The sequence below is a fragment of the Salinifilum ghardaiensis genome (genome assembly GCF_054491345.1).
The window spans coordinates 1,780,179-1,805,033 of the sequence record NZ_CM137101.1 but is presented as its reverse complement, the minus strand read 5'-3'; the positions used below and the strand labels follow the sequence as shown (position 1 = coordinate 1,805,033).

At 72.1% G+C, this 24,855-nt stretch carries 15 protein-coding genes; 8 read left to right on the top strand and 7 right to left on the bottom strand.

Translation table 11 applies throughout. The features are described 5' to 3' along the window. Positions 1–329: 329 nt before the first annotated feature. The 5 genes from ACVGV0_RS08145 to ACVGV0_RS08125 form a co-directional block, all read right to left on the bottom strand. Positions 330–1,781 carry a glutamate synthase subunit beta gene (locus ACVGV0_RS08145; protein WP_459159253.1) on the bottom strand — a complete coding sequence of 484 codons (1,452 nt, stop codon included), beginning with the start codon at positions 1,779–1,781 and terminating at the stop codon, positions 330–332. Then, on the bottom strand, positions 1,774–6,339 hold the full coding sequence (gene gltB / locus ACVGV0_RS08140; protein ID WP_459159252.1) for a glutamate synthase large subunit: 4,566 nt from the start codon (positions 6,337–6,339) through the stop codon (positions 1,774–1,776). Before gltB ends, ACVGV0_RS08145 begins: the two co-directional genes overlap by 8 nt. A 489-nt stretch (positions 6,340–6,828) precedes the next feature. Next, on the bottom strand, positions 6,829–8,121 hold the full coding sequence (locus ACVGV0_RS08135; protein WP_459159251.1) for a glycosyltransferase family 87 protein: 1,293 nt from the start codon (positions 8,119–8,121) through the stop codon (positions 6,829–6,831). 301 nt (positions 8,122–8,422) lie between these two features. Next, positions 8,423–11,728: an acetyl-CoA carboxylase family protein gene (locus ACVGV0_RS08130; protein WP_459159250.1), complete on the bottom strand. Its 3,306-nt coding sequence runs from the start codon at positions 11,726–11,728 to the stop codon at positions 8,423–8,425. A 28-nt stretch (positions 11,729–11,756) separates the two neighbouring features. Next, entirely contained in the window at positions 11,757–13,493 is a 1,737-nt protein-coding gene (locus tag ACVGV0_RS08125; protein ID WP_459159249.1) for an AMP-binding protein, read from the bottom strand. A gap of 188 nt (positions 13,494–13,681) precedes the next feature. Between ACVGV0_RS08125 and ACVGV0_RS08120 the strand changes: the two genes are divergently transcribed. Beyond that, positions 13,682–14,383, top strand: coding sequence for a 4'-phosphopantetheinyl transferase family protein (locus ACVGV0_RS08120; protein WP_459159248.1), 702 nt, complete (start codon positions 13,682–13,684; stop codon positions 14,381–14,383). A 662-nt stretch (positions 14,384–15,045) separates the two neighbouring features. On the opposite strand, the gene ACVGV0_RS08115 is transcribed toward ACVGV0_RS08120, so the two are convergent. Continuing rightward, on the bottom strand, positions 15,046–15,810 hold the full coding sequence (locus ACVGV0_RS08115) for a bestrophin-like domain (protein ID WP_459159247.1): 765 nt from the start codon (positions 15,808–15,810) through the stop codon (positions 15,046–15,048). Positions 15,811–16,238: 428 nt separating this feature from the next. Here ACVGV0_RS08115 and ACVGV0_RS08110 point away from each other — a divergent pair, with 428 nt between their 5' ends. From ACVGV0_RS08110 to ACVGV0_RS08100, 3 genes are all read left to right on the top strand, one after another. After that, positions 16,239–17,666: a family 2B encapsulin nanocompartment shell protein gene (locus ACVGV0_RS08110; RefSeq protein ID WP_459159246.1), complete on the top strand. Its 1,428-nt coding sequence runs from the start codon at positions 16,239–16,241 to the stop codon at positions 17,664–17,666. A 120-nt stretch (positions 17,667–17,786) separates the two neighbouring features. Next, positions 17,787–19,172: a family 2B encapsulin nanocompartment shell protein gene (locus ACVGV0_RS08105; protein ID WP_459159245.1), complete on the top strand. Its 1,386-nt coding sequence runs from the start codon at positions 17,787–17,789 to the stop codon at positions 19,170–19,172. Positions 19,173–19,184: 12 nt separating this feature from the next. Continuing rightward, positions 19,185–20,222, top strand: a complete 1,038-nt coding sequence (locus ACVGV0_RS08100) for a family 2 encapsulin nanocompartment cargo protein polyprenyl transferase (protein ID WP_459159244.1) — start codon at positions 19,185–19,187, stop codon at positions 20,220–20,222. Positions 20,223–20,336: 114 nt separating this feature from the next. Here ACVGV0_RS08100 and ACVGV0_RS08095 read toward each other — a convergent pair whose 3' ends face one another. Continuing rightward, the gene (locus ACVGV0_RS08095) at positions 20,337–21,098 is read right to left on the bottom strand and encodes a LamB/YcsF family protein (RefSeq protein ID WP_459159955.1); all 762 of its coding nucleotides are present in this window, start codon (positions 21,096–21,098) and stop codon (positions 20,337–20,339) included. Positions 21,099–21,318: 220 nt separating this feature from the next. Here ACVGV0_RS08095 and ACVGV0_RS08090 point away from each other — a divergent pair, with 220 nt between their 5' ends. From ACVGV0_RS08090 to ACVGV0_RS08075, 4 genes are read left to right on the top strand one after another with little or no spacing between them, the layout of a single operon-like run. Then, entirely contained in the window at positions 21,319–22,221 is a 903-nt protein-coding gene (locus ACVGV0_RS08090; protein WP_459159243.1) for a 5-oxoprolinase subunit B family protein, read from the top strand. Further along, positions 22,218–23,207, top strand: coding sequence for a 5-oxoprolinase subunit C family protein (locus ACVGV0_RS08085; protein ID WP_459159242.1), 990 nt, complete (start codon positions 22,218–22,220; stop codon positions 23,205–23,207). The genes ACVGV0_RS08090 and ACVGV0_RS08085 overlap by 4 nt, the downstream gene beginning before the upstream one ends. A gap of 11 nt (positions 23,208–23,218) precedes the next feature. Next, a complete protein-coding gene (locus ACVGV0_RS08080; RefSeq protein WP_459159241.1) occupies positions 23,219–23,458 on the top strand; it encodes an acetyl-CoA carboxylase in 240 nt (79 codons plus the stop codon). Continuing rightward, positions 23,455–24,798, top strand: a complete 1,344-nt coding sequence (locus ACVGV0_RS08075) for an acetyl-CoA carboxylase biotin carboxylase subunit (RefSeq protein WP_459159240.1) — start codon at positions 23,455–23,457, stop codon at positions 24,796–24,798. Before ACVGV0_RS08080 ends, ACVGV0_RS08075 begins: the two co-directional genes overlap by 4 nt. Positions 24,799–24,855 lie beyond the last annotated feature (57 nt).

The following is a 24,855-nucleotide window of genomic DNA, read 5'->3' as shown; positions in this document are numbered from 1 at the left end:
ATCCCCTCCTCGGCCGGATCCCGATGCGGACCGGGCGAAGGCGGGCTCCCTGGCCGACCACCCGGACCGGACAGACCGACCGTCCGGTCTGTCGGTGTCAGCGTGCCACGCGGCCGCGGTGCGGTACAACACATCCCGCCGATCGACGAGCGCGCCGCGCCACCGCGCTGCCGGCGCGGGCGGGCGGAGAGCTCCCCCGCGGCACCCGGGCCGGGCGGGGCGCTGCGGCGAGCGCGGCCCGCGCACCGCGGGCCGGAGGGACCTGCGCGCGAAAACGGGTGCGCCGGAAGGAATCCGACGCACCCGGTGCGCTCACCGCGGGGAGCGCCTCACGTCAGCGGGCGGTCCGCCGGCCCGATGGGCGCCGGCAGCACGTCCCGACCGGTGAGGTAGCGGTCCACACCCGCCGCCGCCGCGCGCCCCTCGGAGATCGCCCACACGATCAGCGACTGGCCGCGACCCATGTCCCCGGCGCTGAACACGCCGTCGACCGAGGTCATGAACTGCTCGCTGCGCGCCACGTTGCCGCGCTCGTCCAGGTCCACGCCGAGCTCGTCGACCAGCCCCGCCCGCTCCGGGCCGGTGAAGCCCATCGCCAGCAGGGCCAGCTGCGCCGGCAGCTCGCGTTCCGTGCCCGGCACGGGCTGGAAACCGCCGTCGGCCCACTCCACGTCGACGACGCTCAAGCCCCGCAGACCGCCCCGCTCGTCACCCAGGAACCGCTGGGTGTTGATCGAGTACAGGCGCTGCCCGCCCTCCTCGTGCGCCGAGGAGACGCGGTAGACCATCGGGTAGGTCGGCCACGGCTGGCCGTCGGGGCGCGACGCCGGCGGCGTGGACATGATCTCCAGCTGGGTCACCGAGTTCGCCCCTTGGCGGTGCGCCGTGCCGAGGCAGTCCGCGCCGGTGTCACCGCCGCCGATGATGACCACGTCCTTGCCCGCGGCGCTGAGCGGCGGTTCGGCGAGATCGCCCTCCTGCACCCGGTTGGCCAGCGGGAGGAACTCCATCGCCTGGTGCACCCCGTCGAGCTCCCGCCCGGGCAGCGGGAGCTCGCGCGCCTGCGCGGCGCCGCCGGCGAGCACGACCGCGTCGTAGTCGGCCTCGAGCTGCTCGACGGTCACGTCCACCCCGACCTCGACGCCGGTGCGGAACTCGGTCCCCTCCGCGCGCATCTGCCCGAGCCGGCGGTCCAGCCGCCGCTTCTCCATCTTGAACTCGGGGATGCCGTAGCGCAGCAGACCGCCGATGCGGTCGGCCCGCTCGTACACCACGACGGTGTGCCCCGCGCGGGTGAGCTGCTGCGCGGCCGCCAGGCCGGCGGGCCCGGAGCCGATGACCGCCACCGACCTGCCGGTGCGCGTGCGCGGCAGCTGCGGGCGCACCCAGCCCTCCTGCCACGCGCGGTCGATGATCTCGATCTCGACCTGCTTGATCGACACCGGATCGTCGTTGATGCCGACGACGCAGGCCGCCTCGCACGGCGCGGGGCACAACGTCCCGGTGAACTCGGGGAAGTTGTTCGTGGCGTGCAGCCGTTCCGCCGCGGCGGCCCAGTCCTCGCGCCAGACGAGGTCGTTCCACTCCGGGATCAGGTTCCCGAGCGGGCAGCCCTGGTGGCAGAACGGGATGCCGCAGTCCATGCAGCGCCCCGCCTGCTTGGTGAGCTCGGAACCGTCGAGCTCGAGGTAGACCTCCCGCCAGTCCTTGATCCGCACGTCGACGGGCCGGCGCTGCGGGGTCCTGCGGGGAGTGGTGAGAAAGCCCTTGGGGTCAGCCATGTGCGGCCTCCATGATCGCCTCGTTGACGTCGCGGCCGTCGCGTTCGGCCTGCTGGCGCGCGGTCAGCACGCGCTTGAAGTCGCGCGGCATGATCTTGCCGAAGCGTTCGACCGCGAGGTCCCAGTCCGCCAGCAGCTCGCGGGCCACCGCGGACTCGGTCTGCTCGAAGTGGCGTCGAACCGCGTCGTGCAGGAACTCCCGGTCCGACCCGTCCAGCGGATCGATGTCCACCATGGCCGTGTTGACCCGGAACGGGTCCAGGTCGAGCACGTAAGCGGTCCCCCCGGACATGCCGGCGGCGAAGTTCCGCCCGATCTCGCCGAGCACGACGGCGCGCCCACCCGTCATGTACTCGCACCCGTGGTCGCCGACGCCCTCGACGACCGCTGTCGCGCCGGAGTTGCGCACGCAGAACCGCTCGCCGACCGTGCCGCGGACGAACAGCTCCCCGCCGGTGGCGCCGTAGAGGAGCACGTTGCCCGCGATCGTGTTGCGCTCCGCCGCGAACGCGGCGTTGTCGTCGGGCCGCACGACCAGCCGCCCGCCGGAGAGCCCCTTGCCGACGTAGTCGTTGGCATCGCCCTGCAGGCGCAGCGTGACGCCCGCCGGCAGGAACGCGCCGAACGACTGCCCGGCCGCACCGCTGAACGTCACGTCGATCGTGTCGTCCGGCAGGCCGGAACCGCCCCAGCAGCGGGTCACCTCGGCACCGAGCATGGTGCCCACGGTGCGGTTGACGTTGTGGATCGGCATGTCCAGCCGCACCGGGGTGCCGTCGCGCAGCGCCCCCTCGCACAGCTGGATGAGCGTGTTGTCCAGCGCGTGCCGCAGGCCGTGGTCCTGCTCGGTGGTGCGGTGCAGCGACGCGCCCTCCGGCAGTTCCGGCATGCGCGTGATCGCGCCGAGGTCGAGCCCCTCGGTCTTCCAGTGCCGCACCGCTTCGGAGGTGTCCAGCAGCTCGGAGCGGCCGATCGCCTCGTCCAGGGTCCGGAAACCCAGCTGCGCCAGGTACTCCCGCACCTCCTGGGCGATGAACTCGAAGAAGTTCACCACGTAGTCGGCCTTGCCGCTGAACTTCTCCCGCAGCTGCGGGTTCTGCGTGGCCACGCCCACCGGGCAGGTGTCCAGGTGGCACACCCGCATCATCACGCAGCCGGAGACCACCAGCGGCGCCGTGGCGAAGCCGTACTCCTCGGCGCCGAGCAGCGCGGCGACGACCACGTCGCGACCGGTCTTGAGCTGCCCGTCGGTCTGCACGGTGATCCGGTCGCGGAGCTGGTTGGCCAGCAGCGTCTGCTGCGTCTCGGCCAGACCCAGCTCCCACGGCGCGCCCGCGTGCTTGATCGAGGACAGCGGGGAGGCCCCGGTGCCGCCGTCGTGGCCGGAGACGAGCACCACGTCCGCGTGCGCCTTCGACACACCGGCCGCCACCGTGCCCACGCCCAACTCGCTGACGAGCTTGACGTGCACCCGCGCCCGATCGTTGGCGTTCTTCAGGTCGTGGACGAGCTGCGCCAGGTCCTCGATCGAGTAGATGTCGTGGTGCGGCGGCGGCGAGATCAACCCCACCCCCGGCGTGGAGTGCCGCGTCCCCGCGATCCACGGGTAGACCTTGCCCCCCGGCAACTGACCGCCCTCGCCCGGCTTGGCCCCCTGCGCCATCTTGATCTGCAGGTCATCGGCGTTGACCAGGTACTCGCTGGTCACCCCGAACCGCCCAGAAGCCACCTGCTTGATCGCCGAGCGGCGGGAGTCGCCGTTGCTGTCCGGGGTGAACCGGTCCGCGTCCTCACCGCCCTCGCCGGTGTTGGACTTGCCCCCGATGCGGTTCATCGCCACGGCCAGCACCTCGTGCATCTCCTGCGAGATCGAACCGTAGGAGATGGCGCCGGTGGCGAACCGCTGCACGATCGACGAGACCGGTTCGACCTCCTCGACCGGGACGGGCTCGCGCTCGCCGGTGCGGAAGCGGAACAACCCGCGCAGCGTCATCAGCTCGCGCGACTGCTCGTCGACGGCCCCGGTGTACTCCTTGAACGTCTCGTAGCGGCCGGCGCGGGTGGAGTGCTGCAGCTTGAACACCGTCTTCGGGTTGAACAAGTGCGGCTCGCCCTCGCGCCGCCACTGGTACTCCCCGCCGTCCGGCAGTTCGCGGTGCGGCGCCGCGACGCCGTCCTGCGGGTAGGCCAGCCGGTGCCGCTGGGCGACCTCCTCGGCGAGCACGTCGAAGTCCACACCGCCGAGCCGCGAGGTCGTTCCGGTGAAGCACCGCTGGACGACCTCCTCGCCCAGACCGACGGCCTCGAAGATCTGCGCCCCGGTGTAGGAGGACACCGTGGACACGCCCATCTTGGACATCGTCTTGCGGACACCCTTGCCCAGGGCCTTGATGAGGTTGCCCGTGGCCTGCTGCGCGTCCGGGCCGCGCAGCACGCCGTTGTTGACCCGGTCCTCGACCGCGGCCATCGCCAGGTACGGGTTGACCGCCGCCGCGCCGTAGCCCAGCAGCACCGCGACGTGATGCACCTCGCGGACGTCACCGGCCCGCACGACCAGCCCCATCCTGGTGCGCTTCTTCTCCCGCACCAGGTGGTGGTGCACCGCGCCGGTGGCCAGCAGCGAGGGGATCGGGGCCCGCTGCTCGTCGGCGCCCTCGTCGGACAGCACGAGGATCCGCGCGCCCTCCTCGACCGCGGCCGAGACCTCCTCGGCGATCTGGTCCAACCGGCTGCGCAGCGCCGCTCCCCCGCCGGCGACGGGATAGGTGATGTCCACGACGGCCGAGCGCAGGTGCGGGTACCGCTCGTCGTCGCGCAGCGCGGTGACCTTGGCCAGCTGGTCGTTGTCCAGCACCGGGTAGGGCAGCACGAGCTGCTGGCAGGACTCCGGCCGCTCGTCGAGCAGGTTGTGCTCCGGCCCGACGTGGGTCTGCAGCGAGGTCACCAGCTCTTCCCGGATGGCGTCCAGCGGCGGGTTCGTGACCTGCGCGAACAACTGCGTGAAGTAGTCGAACAGGGCACGCGGGCGCTGCGCGTAGCCGGCGAGCGGCACGTCGTTGCCCATCGACCCGACCGGTTCGGCCGCGTCGCGGGCCATCGGGTCGAGCAGCACCCCGAGCTCCTCCTGCGTGTAGCCGAACAGCTGCTGCCGCCGCACCAGCGAGTCGTGGCGCACCGGCTCGTGCTCCGGCTCGGGCAGCTCCTCCAGCCGCACCAGCCCGTCGTCCAGCCACCGCTGGTACGGCGCTTCGTCGGCGAGCCCGCCCTTGATCTCGTCGTCGTCGACGACGCGGCCCTGCTCGGTGTCGACCAGGAACATGCGGCCGGGCTGGAGCCTCCCCTTGCGGGCCACCCGCTCGGGCGCGATGTCCAGCACGCCGACCTCGCTGGCGAGCACCACCAGGCCGTCCTCGGTGATCCAGTACCGGCCCGGCCGCAGGCCGTTGCGGTCGAGCACGGCGCCGATCTGGGTGCCGTCGGTGAACGCGACCAGCGCCGGTCCGTCCCACGGCTCCATCAAGTAGTTGTGGTACTCGTAGAACGCCCGGCGGTGCGGATCCATCTCGTCGTGGTTCTCCCACGCCTCCGGGATCATCATGAGCACCGAGTGCGGCAGGCTGCGCCCGCCGAGGTGCAGCAGCTCGAGCACCTCGTCGAACGTCGCCGAGTCGCTGCCGCCCGGCGTGGCCACCGGGCAGACGCGCTGCAGGTCACCGGGGATGAGATCGGTGTCGAGCAGGCTCTCCCGCGCCCGCATCCAGTTGCGGTTGCCGCCCAGGGTGTTGATCTCGCCGTTGTGCGCGACGAACCGGTACGGGTGCGCCAGCGGCCACGACGGGAACGTGTTCGTGGAGAACCGCGAGTGCACCAGGCCGATGGCGCTGGTGAACCGCTCGTCGGTCAGGTCGGGGTAGAAGTCGGGCAGCTGCTGCTCGGTGAGCATGCCCTTGTAGACCAGCGTCCGCGCCGACAGGCTCGGGAAGTACACGTCGAGTTCGTGCTCGGCGCGTTTGCGGACGCAGAAGGCGCGCCGGTCGAGTTCCAGCGCGGTGCGGGGGAGCTCCCCCGCCTGCTCGTCGGCGCCGAGGAACAGTTGCCGGAAGCGCGGCATGGCACCGCGCGCCAGCTGCCCGGCGCGGTCCGCGCGGACCGGCAGCTCCCGCCAACCGAGGACGCGCATCCCCTCCTCGGCCGCGATGCGCTCCACGCCCGCGACCGCGCTGTCGGCTGCGTGCGCATCGTCCGGCAGGAACGCCGTGCCCACCGCGTACGACCCGGTGGGCGGCAGGGGGAAGTCGACGACGTCGCGGAGGAACGCGTCCGGGATCTGCGTCAGCAGACCCACGCCGTCACCGGTCCCCGGATCCGCGCCCTTGGCACCCCGGTGCTCCAGGTTCCGCAGGGCGGTCAGGGCTTGCTCGACGAGCTCGTGGCTGTGCCGTCCGCGCAGGTCAGCGACGAACGCGACACCGCACGCGTCGTGCTCCTGCCGGGGGTCGTGGAGACCTCCGGACGTGCGGGGGCGCACCGCGTGCTCCGAATGCTGCGAGTGGGGCATCGAACCTCCCGTAGTCAGGCCGTGCCGCGCGCGCTCGTAGCGCGCGGCAGCGAAATCCAAAGGGGGGCACTGACAAAAGGATGCGCCGTTGCACTCTTGGCCAGTTCCGGGAACTGTACAGATCACGTGCGGCGAACACTACGGGTCGCCGAGCTCCGAAAGGCCCAGCGCCGGATGCGCCCGATGCCGCCAAGACCCCGCCATCACCCGCTATGACCTGCGATTTCGGCCCACATGGCGGGGAACGCCGAAGCGCGGGCGCGCACGTGGGCTACGTCACCGTCCGGTGCGCCGCCTTCTCCCCGCGCAAAACCGCGCCGAATTCGCGCGGGACGCAATTCTTCCGCCGCGTTTCCGCACCGGCAACATCGGTTGTTCCTGCACCGACCCGCGGGGCAAAACAAATCCGGCCGCGCCGGAGATCCGCGCGGCGGGAACACCACGCGCAGTCGTCCGGCGCGGCCGGTCGGCAGCCGAACCGCGGACCGCTCAGGACACCTGGGCCTCCGCGGAGACCGAACTCCGCGGAGCCGCGGGGCCGCGGGAGCGCGGACCGGCGAACCAGGCCCGCAGCCCCAGCAGCGCCACCAGCACCGCCCCCCAGAGGAAGTAGGGGTTGCCCACCAGGTGCTGGGTCTTCGTCCACGGGTCCGTGAACGGGACGTACGTGAACGTCGCGGTCACCGTCACCGCCAGGGTGATCGCGGCGACCACCGACCAGCCGGCGCTGCGTCCGCGCACCGCGTGGCCGATCATGACCAGCAGCGCGGGAGCGCACCAGACCCAGTGGTCCGACCACGACGTCGGCGAGATCAGCAACGCCAGCAACCCCGTGGCCAGCACGCCCAGCACCGGATCGAGGCGGTGCACGGCGAAGGCGACGATCGCGACGCACACGATGCAGGCAGCGCCCCACAGCAGCAGCTCGGTGCTCTCCGGCATGCCGAGGCGGGCCAGCGCGCCGCGGATGGACTGGTTGGTGTGGAACGCCGAACCGTTCACACCGCTGGCCGGACCCGCGCCGAACCAGTACGCGACCGCGGCCTTCCAGTGCACGGCGAACCCGGCCAACGTACCGGCGGCGGCGGTCACCACGGTCACGACGGCGGCCCGGTAGCGCCGGTTGATCACGAAGAACAGCAGGAACGCCGCCGGGGTGAGCTTGATCGCCGCGGCGATGCCGACGAGCAGCCCGCGGGGCCAGCGGGGCGAGCGGGCGAGGCAGTCGACCGCGACCAGCCCCATGAGGACGATGTTGACCTGCCCCAGGCCGAACGAGGAGTAGACCGGCTCCAGGAAAGGGGTCAGCGACAGGGCGCTCATCGCCACGGCCGCGGCACCGCGCGCGCCGACGCTCGGCCACATGTGCCGGGTCACCAGGTACAGGGTGCTGCCGATCGCCAGCAGGTCGACGAGGAACAGCGCGGTGATGCCGGCCTCGAACGGCAGCAGCGCGAACGGGGCCAACGGCAGCAGCGCGAACGGCGGGTACACCCACGGCAGGGGTTGCCCCGTGCTCACCACGGGGGCGTTGCCCACGAGCTCCCCGCCGGACACCCAGGTCCCCACGGCCCACCGGTACACCTGGTAGTCGATCGCGTAGTCCTCGGAGATCCCGGCGCGCCCCCACGCCATCATGACGGCCATCGACCCCAGCAACACCGGGATGCTGGCGATGATGAGAGCGTTCGCGTACCGCGTCACGAATCCGCGAAGCCGGGTCCGAGCCCCGCCCCCGGGTTCGGGGACCGCGCGGCTCGGCTTGACGTCCACCGTGGCCACCTGTGTCGTCCTCTCGGTCGTCCGCCCGTCCAGGGACGTGAATCCGTTCTGGTTCATCGACCGGCGGGCCCTGGTCATCACCCGTAGAAGCCGACAAACTCTATCCCACGGGACGCCCGCGGACGCATCCGACCTGCCGCGTGTCCGCGCCGTTCCCGCGACCGGGCGGGACCGGCGCCGCCGTGCTCGGGCACGATCGGCCGCGGGCGCGGGTGAGCGGCGGGACCGCACCGGTCCCCGCCCGAGTGGCGGTGCTCACGTGGCGGCGCTCGTCCCCGGCCTGATCGTCCCGGGGCAGCGGTCACCAGGGGTCGACGGCGACCCGCGCGTGCGGATTGACCCACCCGGTGCGCGCGACCGCAGGCAGTGCGGACAGGACCCAGCTGCGCGTCTCGGCCGGGTCGACGACCTCGTCGATCTCCAGGTGCGTCGCCGCGTTCAACGCCCCGCCGAGCTCGTACAGCTCGGCGACGAGCTGGTCGTGGCGGCGCTGCCGCGCGTCCGGGTCGGCGATGGCCTCGAGCTCGCGGCGGTAGCCCAGGCGCACCGCGCCCTCCAGGCCCATCCCGCCGAACTCGCCGCTCGGCCACGAGACGGTCGCCGCGGGGTTCGCCAGCGACCCCCCGGCCATCGCCATGGCGCCCAGCCCGTAGCTCTTCCGCAGCACCACCGCGAGCACGGGCACGGTCAGCCGCGCCCCGCGGACGAACAGGCGTCCGAACCGGCGCACGGTGGCCTCCTCCTCGGAGCGCGGTCCGACCATGAACCCCGGGGTGTCGCACAGCGACACGATCGGCAGCCCGAAGACCTCGCACAGCTGCATCAGCCGCGCGATCTTGTCCGCCCCGTCCCCGTCGATCGCCCCGCCGGCGACCGCCGGGTTGTTGGCGAGCACCCCGACCGGCCGGCCGCCGATCCGGGCCAGTGCGGTGACCACGCACGGGCCGTAGTCCGGCCGCAGCGGCAGCACCGATCCGGTGTCGCACAGCAGGTCCACCGCCGCGCGCACGTCGTAGGCGCGGGTGCGGTCCTCCGGCACCACGTGCCGCAGGCGGCGCTGGTCCGGCTCGGCGAACTCCGCCAGCTCCCCCTGGAAGTAGGCGAGGTAGCGCCGGGCGGCCTCGGCCGCTTCGGCCTCGTCCTCGACCGCGATGTCGACCACGCCGTTGCGTTTCTGCACCCCGATCGGGCCGATCTCCTCCGGGGAGAAGGTGCCCAGCCCCGCCCCTTCGATCATGGCGGGACCGCTCATCCCGATGCTGGCGCCGCGCGTGGCGATCACGGTGTCGCACGTGCCCAGCAGCGCCGCGTTCCCGGCGAAGCAGCGCCCGGCGGCGATGCCCACCGTCGGCACGCGTCCGCTCAGCTCCCCCAGCGCGCTGAACGACCTCGTGTCGAGACCGGCCACTCCTGGTGCGTCCACATCACCCGGCCGGCCACCACCGCCCTCGGCGAACAGCACCACGGGAGTCCCGCGCCGCCGTGCGAGGTCGAGCACCCGGTCGGTCTTGCGGTGGTTGGCGTAGCCCTGGGTGCCGGCCAGCACGGTGTAGTCGTAGGCGAGCACGGCGCACGTGCTCGCACCGGCGCCGAACCACGCGCCGTTGACCTCGCCGAAGCCGGTCACCATCCCGTCGGCGGGGGTGTTGGCGACGAGGTCGTCGGTGTCGCGCCGGCTGCGCTGCGTCGCCACGGCGAAGCCGCCGAACTCCCGGAACGTGCCGCGGTCGACGAGGGCGTCGATGTTCTCCCGCGCCGTGCGCATGCCGCGGGCGTGCCGCTTGCCCGCAGCCTGCGGACGGGCCTCGTCGAACCGCAGGGCCCGCCGGTCGAGCACGCGGCGGAGGTCGCCGCGGACGTGCTCGGGGTCGGGCTCGTCGTCGACGGCGCCGTCCGCGGCCACCTCCCCGGTCGGCTCGAGCACCAGCAGCGGCTGACCGGTCTGCACGACGTCCCCGGGAGCGCACCGCAGCTCGGAGACCACGCCCGCGCGGTCGGCGGGCACGCCGTGGCGCATCTTCATCGCCTCGAGCGTGACGAGCTCCTGACCGGCTCGGACCTGATCGCCCGGCTGCACGGCGAGCGCGACCACCGATCCGCTCAGCGGTGCCGCGACCGCGTCCGGGAGATCCTCGTGCGCGGTGTTCCCGGCCGGACCGGGGCCCCCTGCCGGGGCGGTCCTCCCGACCTCCGCCTGTTCCTCGGCCGCCTGTTCCCCGGCCGCGTGCTCCTCGGCATCGGCGAGCAGCTGCGCGAGCTCGGAGTCGACGAAGTCCGTGCGGCACTCCCGCTGCCGGAACGCGCTGCTGCGCAGGATCGCGCGCTGCAGCGCGAGGTTGCACCCGATGCCGCTCACCGCGGTGTCCGCCAGCGCCCGCTGCGCCGACCGGACGGCCGCGTCGAACCCGGCCGGGTCGTGCACGACGACCTTGGCCAGCAGCGAGTCGAACCGCGGGTTGGTGCGCTGCCCGGTGCGCACCCCCGATTCCACGCGCACGCCCCGCCCGCTGGGCAGGCACAACCCGGTCAGCGTTCCCACCTGGACGGTCACACCGCCGTCGGGGTGCGGCGTCTCCCCGTTGATCCGCACCTGCAGCGCCGTCCCGCGCGGCTGGGGCGGCCCCGCGGCGTAGCCGAGCTCGTCCAGGCCCGCACCGCCGGCGAGGTCGAACTGGTGGCGCACGAGGTCGATGCCGAGGACCTCCTCGGTGACGGTGTGCTCGACCTGCAACCGCGGGTTGACCTCGCAGAAGACGAACCGCTCACCGGAGACGAGGAACTCGACCGTGGCCACGCCGCGCAGGCCGGCGTGCCGGGCCAGCCGGGTGGCGGCGTCGAACATCGCCTCCCGCACCTGTCCGGACAGGTGGTCGGCCGGCGCGGTCTCGAGCAGCTTCTGCTGCCGCCGCTGCACGCTGCAGTCCCGGTCCCACAGGTGGACGGCCTGCGCGCCGTCGCCGAGGACCTGCACTTCGACGTGCCGCGCGTCCGGCACGAGCCGTTCGGCGTAGAGCTGCGCGGAGCCGAACGCGGCCTGCGCCTCCGAGCGGCACGCGGTGAAGGCCGCGTCCACCTCCTCGGCGGAGGTGAGCACGCGCATGCCGCGCCCGCCCCCACCGGAGACCGCTTTGAGCATCGCGCCCGCCGGCGAACCCGCGACGAACTCCCGCAACTGCTCCGGTGAGACCGGTGCGGCCGTCCCCTCCGGCGTCGGAATTCCCAGTTCCGCCGCGATCTCGCGCGCGGCGGACTTGTCCCCGAACAGGTCGAGCACATCCGCGGAGGGGCCGATGAACACCAGCCCCCGCTTGCCGCACTCGCGGGCGAACTCCGCGCTCTCCGAGAGGAACCCGTAGCCGGGGTGGACCGCGTCGGCACCGCTGCTGACCGCCGCGTCGAGCAGCCCCGGGATGTCCAGGTACGCGCCCGGCCCGGCCTGCGGCAGCGCCGCGGAACCGTCACCGCTGCGCACGTGCGGAGCGTGGGCATCATCGGTGGAGTGCACGGTCACGGTCTCCAGCCCGGCGACCTCGGCCGCCCGGGCGATGCGCCGTGCCACCTCGCCGCGGTTGGCGATGAGCACCCGGCTGAACGTCTCCCCGGACATCGCGTCCCTCCTCGCGTCCCCGCGCACGTCACTCGCCCTCCGGTGCGGAGCGCTGCGTGCCCGACCGCTCGGCGCGCTCGAGCAGCTGCCCCTTCTTGATCTTCCCGGTCGCCGTCATGGGCAGCTCGGCCACGAGCTCGACGCGCGGCACTTTGTAGGCCGCCATGTTCTCCCCCGCCCATTCCGCCAACGCGGCAGCGCTGGTGGCGGAGTCCTGCCCGAGCTGGACGAACGCCACGGGCACCTGCCCGCAGCGGGGGTCCGGCGCGGGCACGACGGCCACGCCGAGCACGTCGGGGTGGCGGGCCACGAGGGTCTCCACTTCGGACGGGAAGACACTCATCCCGTTGACCTTGATCATCTCCTTGTTCCGGCCGAGGAAGTGCAGGCAGCCGTCCTCGTCGACCATGCCGATGTCCCCGGTGTGCAACCACCCGTCCCGCAGCACCTCCGCGGTGGCTTCCGGCCGGCCCCAGTACCCGGTCAGCAACGAGGGGGTGCGGATCGCGATCTCCCCGCGGCTGCCCAGCGGAAGCGGCTCGCCACCGGACGGGTCGACCACCATGAAGTCGGTGCCGGGAACCGGAAGCCCGCAGAACACCGGTTCGCTGTTGAGGTCGGCGTCCCCGCCCTGGAACCCGTGCGTGATGGTGTCGGCGGTGTGGGTCTCGGTCATGCCGTACGAGGCCTCGCGCAGCACGCTGTGCTCCCCCACGGCCTCCCGCCACTGGCGCCGCAGGTCCGGGGTCAGCTTCCGCACGAACGACATGGCCCGCGGGCAGTCGAGACTGGACAGGTCGTGCTCGGCGAACCGGGGGTGCCGCATCAGCTCGACGTAGTTGTCCGCGGTGCCGATCATGTCCGTGACGCGGTGGTGCTGCACCGCGGCCAGCACCGCGTCGGCGTCCCAGCGCGCGAACAGCACCACGGTGTGCCCGTGCACGAGGGGGACGAGGATGCCCAGGTCCTCCCCCGCGATCCAGAAGACGGGCACGTACACGGCGCAGACGTCCGGGCCGCTGTGCCGCCGCGGCGGGCGGGCGGCACCGGCCGTGGCCGCCGTGTAGAGCATGTTCCGCTGGGTGTGCACGCACCCCTTCGGCGTCCCGGTCGTGCCGCCGGTGTAGTTCAGCGCGGCGGGCGCGTCCAGGTCCACCCGCACCGGTTCGGCGCGCGGGGACCGGTGCACCCGCCACCACTCGTCCGCGCGGCCGTGCTCCGCCTCCTGGTTCCGCAGCGATGCCGGGACCGGCAAGTCCGGTCGTCCCGGCAGGAACGCACCCGGATCGGTCGGCAGGATCGTGCGCACGCTCGTGGCCCCCGCGACCTGCTCCACCGGACCGAGGCGGTCGAGCGCCGCGACGAGCACCGCCGCCGCGGAGTCGGCGAGTTCGTGCTCGAGCTCGTGGTGCTGGAACATGGGGTTGACCGGCACGTGCACCGCGCCGATCTTCAACGTCGCCACCATCGCGATGGTGAACTGCGGGCAGTTCGGCAGCAGGACCGCGACGCGGTCGCCGGAACGCACCCCCACCGAGCTCAGCCACGCGGCGAACCGGTCGGACAGCTCGTCGAGTTCCGCGTAGTCGATCGTCCTGCCGTAGAAGGTGATCGCCGCGCGGTCCGGGGCGTGCGCGGCCCAGTGGCGGAGGTGGTCCGGGAGCGAGACCTCACCGAGCGGGTAGTGCACCTGCTGCGGGATGTCCGGCGGCCAGACCCGGCGTTGCCGCGCGCGGACCTCGTCGAGATAGGCGGAAACGTCCATGCCACCCCTCCGCTTCATACCGACCAGTCGGTCGAGGCACAGCCTGCACACCGCGTCACGACGTGTCAACAACGCGTTCACCGGCAGAAGGGCCGCGTGGAGGGGGAGAACTGCTGCGCGCCACCGGAGCACCGCACCCGCCGCGGGTATGCTGCCCCCATGTCGACGAGCAGGCACCGGGCGCGGTCGTGATCGAGAAAGTGCTGCCGCCCGCCGTCGCGGCGGCCGAGACCACCACCGACGCCGACGAGGTGCACCTGTTCCCGGAGGAGGAAGCGCTCATCACCCGCGCCGTCGCGAAGCGGCGCCGCGAGTTCAGCACCGGCCGCTGGTGCGCCCGGCGGGCCATGGCGCGCCTGGGGCTCGCACCGCGCCCCGTGCCGCGCGGCGACCGGGGGATGCCGGTCTGGCCGGAGGGCGTGCTCGGCAGCATCACGCACTGCACCGGTTACCGGGCCGCGGTCGCCGCCCGCGGCGAGCAGCTCCCCGGCGTCCTCGGCCTCGGCATCGACGCCGAGCCGCACGAGCCCCTCCCCGACGGCGTGCTCGAGGTCATCACCACCGAACGCGACCGCTCCGCCCTGCACGAACTGTCCGCACAGGACGGATCCGTGCACTGGGGACGGGTGCTGTTCTGCGCCAAGGAGGCCGTCTTCAAGGCCTGGTACCCGGCGACGCACCGCTGGCTCGACTTCGAGGACGCCGACATCACCTTCCGCGGGGAGGAGTTCGCGGCGCACCTGCCGCGCGCACCGGAGGCCCCGGAGCACAGCACCCGGCTGGCTGGCCGGTGGCTGGTCGAGGACGGCCTCGTCCTCGCCGCGCTGCTGCTCCCCCGCACCGCGCTGCCCCCTCCGCGCGGCCGGGGACGTCCCGCTGAGGAGGCCTGAACACGCGCTCACCGCGCAGGAGCAACACCGCGGGGATCACCGGCGCAGGGCTCGGGCGGCGGCCGACGCTCCCAGGACGAGCACGAGCGTGGTCATCACCCACCGCCGCTTCTCCGTCAGCTCCTCCGCCTCGGAAGTGGAGTCCCGTTCCGGCGGTGGCAGCAGCGGCGCACCGGATACGGGAGGGACCGGCGGAACGGGGGATTCCGGAGCGGGGGGTCGGGAGCTCGCGGAAGCGCCGGGCGAAGCGGGAGCCGGGGCCGTGCTCGGCGGAGGACCCACCGGTTCGCCCGCAGGTCGATCCGGGGGCTCCGGGGGCTCAGGGGGAGCCGGTTCGCCCGGTTCCGTCGGTTCGGGCGGTGCCGGCGGTTCGGGGGGCTCGGGTGGTGCCGGGGGGTCGGGAGGAGCTGGGAGCTCGGGTGTTTCCGGCGGTGCCGGGGGCTGCGGTACCGGTGGTCTCGGTGGCGCCACCGGCGTCGACGGGCTCGGCGGCTCCGGCGTGCACGGCGCGGGCACCGGGAACTGCGGGTGCGACTCATGGGCAGCACGCGCGGGCGCGCTGACGTGCGCCTGCTCGGAGGCCTGCGCGACGGGGTCCGGACCGGTGGCCCCGAGCGCGCCGAGCACCGCGGCCAGGGCGGAGGCGGTGCGCGCGGGACCCATCACGCGGTTCCCAGCCGACCCAGCGCCCACCGGAAGGCCTCCGGCGGGATGCGGCTCCCGCCGAAGGGGTTCTGCAGCTGGAAGATGGCGAACAGCAGCAACGCCATGACACCGGCCAGTGTGGACACCAAGAGCACGTGCGGACCCAGGCGCGTTCCGCCGAAGAGGTTTGGCAGCAGCACGCATGCGAAGCTCCCCCCGATGAGCACGAACCACATCACCGCGACGACATCGCGGTCGGCGGCCCGGGTGATGCGCTGCTGCCGCTCCTCGTACACCGACGCGAGCCGGCCGGCCGCCTCACCTCGCCTGTTCGCCGCCCACTCCCCTTCGGCCGCCACCCGTCCCAGTGCGCGCCGGATCGCGTCGAGCTGCTGCCAGCCCCGATCACCGAGCGGCTCACCGGCGCGCATCCGGGGCCATTCCTCGTCGAGCACCGTTCTGGCATATTCCGCACTGCGCGTGCGGACTTCCGCACCGACGCCCGGGGACAGCGGTTCCACGGCCCACGACACCGCGACGAGGTTCTGCGCCTCGCGGTAAGCGCCCTGGCGGGCGTCATCGGCGGTGTCGAACAGGGTGACGAGGATGAAACCGAGCACCACCGCCTGCAGACCGCTCACGATGGTGAACACCTGTCCCGCGGCCTCGTTGTTGTTGAGCCGCCCCTCCTCGTTCCCCAGCCTGCGCACGAAGTAGGCGCAGAGCGCGCCGAACCCCGCGGCCGCGAGAACCCACACCACACCGATCACATAGGACTGCAACGCGCTCCTCCGTGCTCGCTCCGAGCGGACGGTGAACGGCGCGCGCCGGACGGACGCTTCCCGGCGCGCACTTCCCCGGAAACCGTTACCGAAACCGCGAAGGCACGACAAGGCCGCGTCACCGCACATTCGCAGAATTTCCCCGCGTGGAGCATTCCCCACACGGTCCAACTTCGCGAATTTCCCCGGCAGTACTGCACTCGAGGGAATCAACAGCAGTGGTAGCCAATGGCGAAGACCGAGCACAACCCCGACACGGGTGAAGCCTTCCGCATTCTGCTCCACTTTCGTGGGACTGTTGATTCCCGTTTCCCCGCTGCTAGCTTCTCCTCCGGCGCCGCACCACGGCGTTCCCCTTTTCCGCAGCGAATCGCAGCGATGCTGCGGCGTTCTCCACTGCGCACGTTCGACTGGAAAGGACGAGTGCCATGACCGCTGCCGGATCCGGCGACTCCCCGGACCCCTCCGCTCCGGAATCCTCCCAGCCCAGCAGTCTCACCACCACCGCGGCCCGAAACCTCGCCAGCACCACCAAGACACCACCGCAGATGCAGGGCATCACCTCGCGCTGGCTGCTGCGCGTGCTGCCCTGGGTGCACACCTCGGGCGGCGTGTACCGCGTGAACCGCCGCCTGACCTACACCGTCGGCGACGGCCGCATCACCTTCACCAACACCGGACGCGACGTGCGGATCATCCCGCAGGAACTGCGCGAACTGCCGCTGCTGCGCGACTTCGACGACGAGTCCGCGCTGTCGGCACTGGCCGATCGGTTCACGCAACGGGAGTTCTCCCCGGGGCAGATCATCGTCCAATCCGGGCAGTCGGCTGATCAGGTCGTGCTCATCGCCCACGGCAAGGTCACCGAGATCGGCACGGGCGAGTACGGCGACGAGTCGACCAACCGAGTGCTCGCCGACGGGCAGCACTTCGGCGCCGAGGTACTCGGCGGGAACGCCGGGGCGTGGCAGCACACCTACAAGGCCACCACCCCCTGCACGGTGCTCACGCTCACCACGCGTGATTTCGAGGCGATGGGCGAGCGCTCCGAAGCCCTGCGCGAGCACATCCGCGGCGCGCTGCAGCGCCGCGCGGAGCAGCGGAGCAACCAGCACGGCGAGGCCGAGATCGCCGTCGCCTCCGGACACCACGGCGAACCACCACTCCCCCACACCTACGTCGACTACGAAACACACCCCCGCGAATACGAACTCTCCCCCGCCCAAACCGTCCTCCACCTCCACACCCGCGTCGCCGACCTCTACAACAACCCCCACAACCAACTCCACCAACAACTCACCCTCACCATCCAAGCCCTCCGCGAACGCCAAGAACACGAACTCGTCAACAACCCCACCTTCGGACTCCTCAACAACACCGACCTCACCCAACGCACCCACACCCGCACCGGACCACCCACCCCCGACGACCTCGACGACCTGCTGTCCCTCGTGTGGAAGGACCCGGGCTACGTCCTCGCCCACCCCAAGGCGATCGCAGCCTTCGGCCACGAGTGCAACCGGCGCGGGCTCAGCCCGGACACCGTCGAGCTGCACGGCCACCACGTCCCCGCCTGGCGCGGTGTGCCGATCCTGCCGTGCAACAAGCTCGGCGTCAGCGATTCCGGGACGACCTCGATGATGGTGCTGCGCACCGGCGAGGAGAACCAGGGCGTGATCGGGCTGCACCAGACGGGGCTGCCCGACGAGTACGAACCCGGTCTGTCCGTGCGCTTCATGGGCATCAACGACCAGGCCGTCACCTCCTACCTCGTCACCACCTACTACTCCGCCGCCGTCCTCGTCCCCGACGCCGTGGGCCTGCTCGAGCACGTCGAGCTGGGGCGGGACGGGTGAGGTCGCGGCCGAGCGCCCTCCGGTCGCCGCGATCGGCTCCGGCGGAGCGCGCTCGGTCCGCCGCAGGAACCGTTCCCGCGGGACAACCGGCGAGTTGTTCCCCCCGCGCGAGGAGCTTTCGTGACGAGCACCGACGATGTCCGACTGCAGCAGAGCCTCGGCACCGGGGCGGCGCGCCGCCTGGCGTCCACGACGAAGACGACCCCGCACGTGCAGGGGCGGAGCCCGCGGTGGCTCATGCACGTGCTGCCGTGGGTCGACGTCTCCGGGGCGAGTTACCGCGTGAACCGCCGCCTGACCTACACCGTCGGCGACGGCCGCATCACCTTCACCAACACCGGAAGCGACGTGCGGATCATCCCGCAGGAGCTGCGGGAGATCGGCGTGTTGCGGGATTTCGAGGACGAGGAGGTGCTCCGCGCGCTCGCGGACCGCTTCGTCCAGCACGAGTACGCCCCCGGCGATCCCATCACCCGCGAGGGGGCGCCGATCGACCGCCTCGTGCTCGTCGCGCACGGCAAGATCGCCGCGACGGGGACCGGTGAGCACGGCGACGAGGTGGTGCGCCGGGTCCTCGCCGACGGCGAGCACTTCGGGGCCGACGTCCTCGGCGAGGAACCGGGGACCTGGCGGCACACGCACAGGGCGCGCACCGCCTGCACCGCGCTGGTGCTCGACCGCAACGACGCGGCAGCGCTCCGCCGCGGCTCGGAACGCCTCAGCGCGCACCTCGACGCCGTCGCCGGCACTCCGCCACCGCCGCGCAACAAGCACGGCGAGGCCGAGATCGCCGTCGCCTCCGGACACCACGGCGAACCACCACTCCCCCACACCTACGTCGACTACGAAACACACCCCCGCGAATACGAACTCTCCCCCGCCCAAACCGTCCTCCACCTCCACACCCGCGTCGCCGACCTCTACAACAACCCCCACAACCAACTCCACCAACAACTCACCCTCACCATCCAAGCCCTCCGCGAACGCCAAGAACACGAACTCGTCAACAACCCCACCTTCGGACTCCTCAACAACACCGACCTCACCCAACGCACCCACACCCGCACCGGACCACCCACCCCCGACGACCTCGACGACCTGCTGGCGCGCCGCCGCCGCACGGAGCTGTTCCTGGCGCATCCGCGCGCGATCGCCGCGTTCGGCCGGGAGTGCAACCACCGCGGCACCTACCCGCGTCCGACCGAAGTGGACGGGAAGCGGATGTGGGCCTGGCGCGGTGTGCCGATCCTCCCCTGCGACAAGATCCCCGTCACCGCGCGCGGCACGAGCTCGATCCTGGCGATGCGCACCGGGGAGGAGGCCGAAGGCGTCGTCGGCCTGCACCGGACGGGGCTGCCCGACGAGTACGAACCCGGCCTGTCCGTGCGCTTCACGGGCATCAACGACCAGGCCGTCACCACCTACCTCGTCACCACCTACTACTCCGCCGCCGTCCTCGTCCCCGACGCCGTCGGCCTGCTCGAGCACGTCGAAGTCGCGCGTTGAGAAAGGATCAGCATGTCCGCACCTTCAGCTTCCGGGATCACCACAGCCGAGGACGTGCTCGCCCGGAACCGCGACCTGGTACGCCCCTCGCTGCGCGACGCGGTGGACCGCATGCCGGCGACGATGCGGCACATCACCGGCTACCACCTGGGGTGGTGGGACGAGAGCGGTGGCACCGCCGCGCACGACCAGGGCAAAACCCTGCGCTCCACCCTCGTGCTGCTCAGCGCCACCGCCGTCGGCGGGTCCCCGGCAGCGGCCATGCCCGGTGCCGTGGCCGTGGAGCTCGCGCACAACTTCTCGCTGCTGCACGACGACGTCATGGACGGCGACACGACCCGCCGCCACCGGCCGACCGCGTGGCGGGTCTTCGGCACGGGGGCGGCGATCCTGGCCGGCGACGCGCTGCTCACGCGGGCGTCCCAAGTGCTCGGCGACAGCACCAACCCGGCCGCCGGCCGGGCGCTCGACGCGCTGCACGAAGCCGTCACCGGCCTGATCGACGGGCAGACGGCCGACCTCTCCTTCGAGGAGCGGATGGACGTCACGGTGGACGAATGCGTCGACATGGCGATGAAGAAGACGGCGGGACTCGCCGGGGCCGCCTGCGCGATCGGCGCCGTCCTCGGCGGCGCGAGCACGGAGCGGATCGCGCGCCTGGAGCGGTTCGGCCACCGCGTGGGTCTCGCCTTCCAGCACGTCGACGACCTGCTGGGCGTGTGGGGCGACCCCTCGGTCACCGGCAAACCCGTCTACTCGGACCTGCGCACGCGGAAGAAGACGCTGCCCGTCGTCGCCGCGCTGCGCTCGGAGCACCCGGCGGGTCGCCGGCTGCTCGAGCTGTACCGGGACCCGCAACCGCTCACGGGGGCGGATCTGGCGCACGCCGCTGACCTGATCACGCGGGCCGGCGGCCGGGCGTGGAGCCAGCGGCAGGCCGCGGAACTGCTCGGCGCGGCGCTGCGGGAACTGGACGCGGCGCGCCCCGAGGCCGAACCCGCGCGCGATCTGGGCGCGCTCGCGCGCCTGCTGGCCGATCGCCAGAGGTAACCGCCCCGCGCACCGGACGTGCCCCGCGGTGCGCGATCGGCCCGCCCGCGGCGAGATCGCTCGTCGCGGGCGGGCCGTTCCGCCGTCCGGGCCGACCCGCTCAGGCCGACCCGCTCAGGCCCGCAGCCGCACCACGTCGGCCATCCGCGCTTGCGACACGCCCGCCTCGACGAACTTCTCGCGGATCGCGCGGGCGATCTCCACGGCGTTGGGGCGGTCGCCGTGCAGGCAGATGGTGTCCGCGCTGACCGGGATGCTCGTCCCGTTGACCGAAGTCACCGTGCCGCTGAGGACGTCGAGCGCCTGCTGGGCGCACCGCTCGGCCGACTTCGGTTCCGGAACCGGTTCGATGATGATCTTGCCCGAGTCGTCGTAGTCCAGGTCGGCGAAGGCCTCCCGGATCACGGGGAATCCGCGCCCGGCCACGTGCTCGGCCGTGTCACCGGCGAGGAGGACGACGGGCACGTCCGGGGCCGCCGCCGCGAGCTCCTCCGCGATCGCGTCGGCCACCGAGTTGTCCCGGAGCGTGAGCCCGTAGAACGCGCCGTGCGGTTTCAGGTGCGTCAGCTCCACCCCGAGGCTGTTGGCGATCGTCCGCAGGGCGCCGAACTGGTACAGGCACGCGTCGGCCGCCTCCCGCGGTGTCATCGCCAGTGCCCGGCGTCCGAAACCGACCAGGTCCGGAAATCCGGGGTGCGCGCCGACGGCGACACCGGCGTCGCGGGCCAGCTCCACCGAGCGCCGCATCGTCGCCGGGTCACCCGCGTGCCACCCGCAGGCGACGTTGACGGAGTTCACCAACGGGATGAGGTTCGCGTCGTCCCCGAGTTTCCACCGACCGAAGCTCTCGCCCGCATCCGCGTTGAGATCAACCACTGTCTGCAACTCCGACACCTCCTGCTAGACGCACCTCTGCGATTGTCATCCTCCCGCCCCGGGCTTATGATCACACGACGTATTCCGAGTTCGAAGACTTTTCGTGGCATCCTGACTCGATAGGGCGGTTTCCGAGGCGCAGCTCCGACGCAATCCTGCGGTTCTCCGCCACACAGCGCATCCTCAGAAGGGGTACACCCACATTGCCGAGGAGGTCGACATGGCGGAATCGACGGTCGGGCTCCCTCCAGCGCGGTACACCTACGGGGGCGACGAGTTCGTCTCCGTCGAGTTGGACCAGGAAATGAGCCTGGAGGCCAATTTCAAAGCGATGGCGATCACCGGCGCGCTGCGCGAGCAGAATATCGACGGGCTGATCGACATCTGCCCGTCGAACGCGTCGTACATGGTCCGATTGGACCCGGATCGCCTCCATCCGGCGGAACTGGTCGAGGAGCTGCGCCGGTTGGAGGAGTCCGTAGGCGAACTGCCGCAGGACTACGTGATCTCCACGCGCATCGTCGACGTCCCCGTGCTGTTCCGGGACGACTGGACGCACGAGACGCTCATGCGCTTCCGCGACCGCCACCAGGACCCGGAAGCCAGCGATCTCGAGTACGCCGCCCGCATCAACGGGTTCTCCAGCGTGCAGGCGCTGGTCGACTCGATCGGATCGGCGCCGTTCATCGTCACCATGCTCGGATTCGTCGCGGGACTGCCGTTCTGCTACCAGATGGTGCCGCGGGAACAGCAGATCGAGGTGCCGAAGTACGTGCGCCCGCGCACCGACACGCCCGAACGCGCGTTCGGCTTCGGCGGAGCGTTCGCCGTGGTCTACCCGGTGCGCGGCGCCGGGGGTTACCAGCTGTTCGGGATCGCGCCCGCACCCGTGTTCGACGCCGGGCAGTCGCTGCCCGACTTCGCCGACGGCATCGCCTTCCCGAAACCGAGCGACATCCTGCGCTACCGGCCGATCGACCGCGGCGAGTACGACGCGGTGCGCGAGCAGGTGGAGGCCGGTACGTTCCGGTACCACCAGCGCCCGGTCGAGTTCTCGCCCACCCGGTTCCTGGCCGATCCGCACGGCACGAACCGCGAGCTGCTGGAGGTGTTGTACCGATGACCGACCTGATCGTGCGCTCCGGCGGCCTGTCCACGACGGTGCAGGATTCCGGGCGCCACGGCCACTACGCGATCGGCATGCCGCCGTCGGGCGCGATGGACGGGTTCGCCCGCGCCGTGGCGAACATGCTCGTCGGCAACGCGGACGGGGCGGCCGTGCTCGAAGCCACCTACCTGGGCCCGACGCTGGAGTTCACCGACTCCCGCGCGGTGGCGGTCACGGGGGCGCGCTGCACCCCGACGCTCAACGGCGAACCCGCCTCCCCGTGGGAAACCCTGCACGTGGAGGCCGGCGACGTGCTCGGGTTCGGCCCGCTGCAGGACGGAGCGCGTCCCTACATCGCGGTCAGCGGCGGGATCGCCGTACCCGAGTACCTCGGCTCCCGGTCGACCTACATGCTCACCGGCATCGGCGGTTTCGGCGGCCGCGCGATCACCGAGGGCGACCGCGTGCCGCTGGGCACCGCGCCCGGCGCCGCTCCCCCGCGGGGCACGGCCGTGCCCGAGGAGCTCCTTCCCGATTTCCCCGAGGTCACCGAACTGCGCGTGGTCGTCGGGCTGTGCTCCTACCGGATGACCGAACGCTCCCTGGAGGCGTTCTTCGACACCACGTGGAAGGTCACCAAGGACGCCGACCGCGTCGGCTACCGCCTGCGCGGCGGGGAGATCGAGTTCATCGAGCGGGAGCAGCCGTTCGGCGCGGGCAGCAACCCCGCCAACGTCGTGGATCTCGGCTACCCCGTCGGATCCATCCAGATCCCCGGCGGGGACGAGCCCATCATCCTGCTCAACGACGCCGTCACCGGAGGCGGGTACGCCACGATCGGCACCGTCATCTCGGTCGACCACGACCGCGTCGCGCAGACCCGCACCGGCAGCCACGTGTCGTTCCGTCCCGTCGACATCGAAACCGCGCTCACCGCCCGGCGGGAGCACCGCGACCGCATCCGGCGCGCCCGCGAAGCGCTGTCCGTCCAGCACGCGTGAGGAGGACGCTCATGTCCACAGTGAACTCCGAACTGCCCGGTCTGTTCTACCGGCGCCCCGCCCCCGACAAGGATCCCTACATCGAGGAGGGAACCGTGGTCGAGCCGGGGCAGACGCTCGCGCTGATCGAGGTCATGAAGACCTTCAACGAGGTCAGGGCGGACCGCTCGGGCCGCATCGCCAAGATCCTGCTCGAGGACGGGGCCGAAGTGGAAGCGGGTCAGGAGATGTTCGAGGTCGAGGAACTATGACGGAACTGCGTCGCGTGCTCATCGCCAACCGCGGCGAGATCGCTGTGCGGATCATCCGCGCCTGCCACCTGGCGGGGCTGGAAACGGTCGCCGTCTACTCCGACGCCGACAAGAACGCCCAGTGGGTGCGCATCGCCGACCACGCGGAGCACATCGGCAAATCACCGGCTGCCAAGTCCTACCTGGACCGCGAAGCGATCATCACGGCGGCGAAGGAGTCCGGTGCCGACGCGGTGCACCCGGGGTACGGCTTCCTGTCCGAGGACGCCGCCTTCGCCCGGGCCGTGACCGACGCCGGGTTCGCCTTCGTGGGACCTCCCGCCGAGGCGATCGAGCTCATGGGCGACAAGGCGCGAGCGCGCACCGCCGCCGACGAGGCGGGGGTGCCCGTGGTCCCCGGCAGCTACGCGGTGACCGGTCTGGAGGACGCGGAAAGCGCCGCGGCCGAGGTGGGTTACCCGATCCTCATCAAGGCGGCGGCGGGCGGCGGCGGCCGCGGCATCCGCCCGGTGCAGGACCGCGCGGAACTGGCCGAGGCGCTGCCGGCCGCGCAGGCGGAAGCGCGGTCGGCGTTCGGGGACGGCACCGCCTACATCGAACGCGCGATCCCCCGGGCGCGGCACATCGAGGTCCAGGTCCTGGCCGACGACCGGGGCAACGTGGTGCACCTGTTCGAGCGCGACTGCTCGATGCAGCGGCGGCGGCAGAAGCTGATCGAGGAAGCCCCCGCTCCCGGGTTGAAGCGCTCGACGCGGGCCGCGCTGAACGACGCCGCGGTGCGGTTGACCCGGCACGTCGGATACCGCAACGCGGGCACGGTCGAGTTCCTCGTCGACCTCGACGAGAACTTCTACTTCATCGAGATGAACACCCGGGTGCAGGTGGAACACCCGATCACCGAGGCGATCACGGGTGTGGACATCGTGGCCGAGCAGCTGCGGGTGGCCGCCGGCCGGCCGCTGTCGATCGCCCAGGACGACGTGGTGCCCGTGGGGGCGGCCGTCGAGCTGCGCATCAACGCCGAGGACCCCGCCAACGGCTTCGCCCCGACTCCGGGCGAAGTCGCGCGGTTCGACCTGCCCGGAGGTCCGGGTGTCCGGGTGGACACCTGGCTCACGCACGGGGACCGCATCACGCCGTTCTACGACTCCCTCGTGGCGAAACTCGTGTGCTGGGGCGCCGACCGGGCGCAGGCGTACGCCCGGGCGCGCCAGGCGTTGCGGGAGTTCCACGTGGAGGGGGTCGCCAGCACGGCACCGCTGCACCGCGAGCTCACCGACGACGCGGAACTGCTCGCCGGACCCGTGCACACCACGTGGCTGGAGCAGCGCCTCGGCTGACGCGGTGCCGGGCGGGCGCTCCCGCAGGACGAAAGGACCATCCGCCCGGCGCCCGAG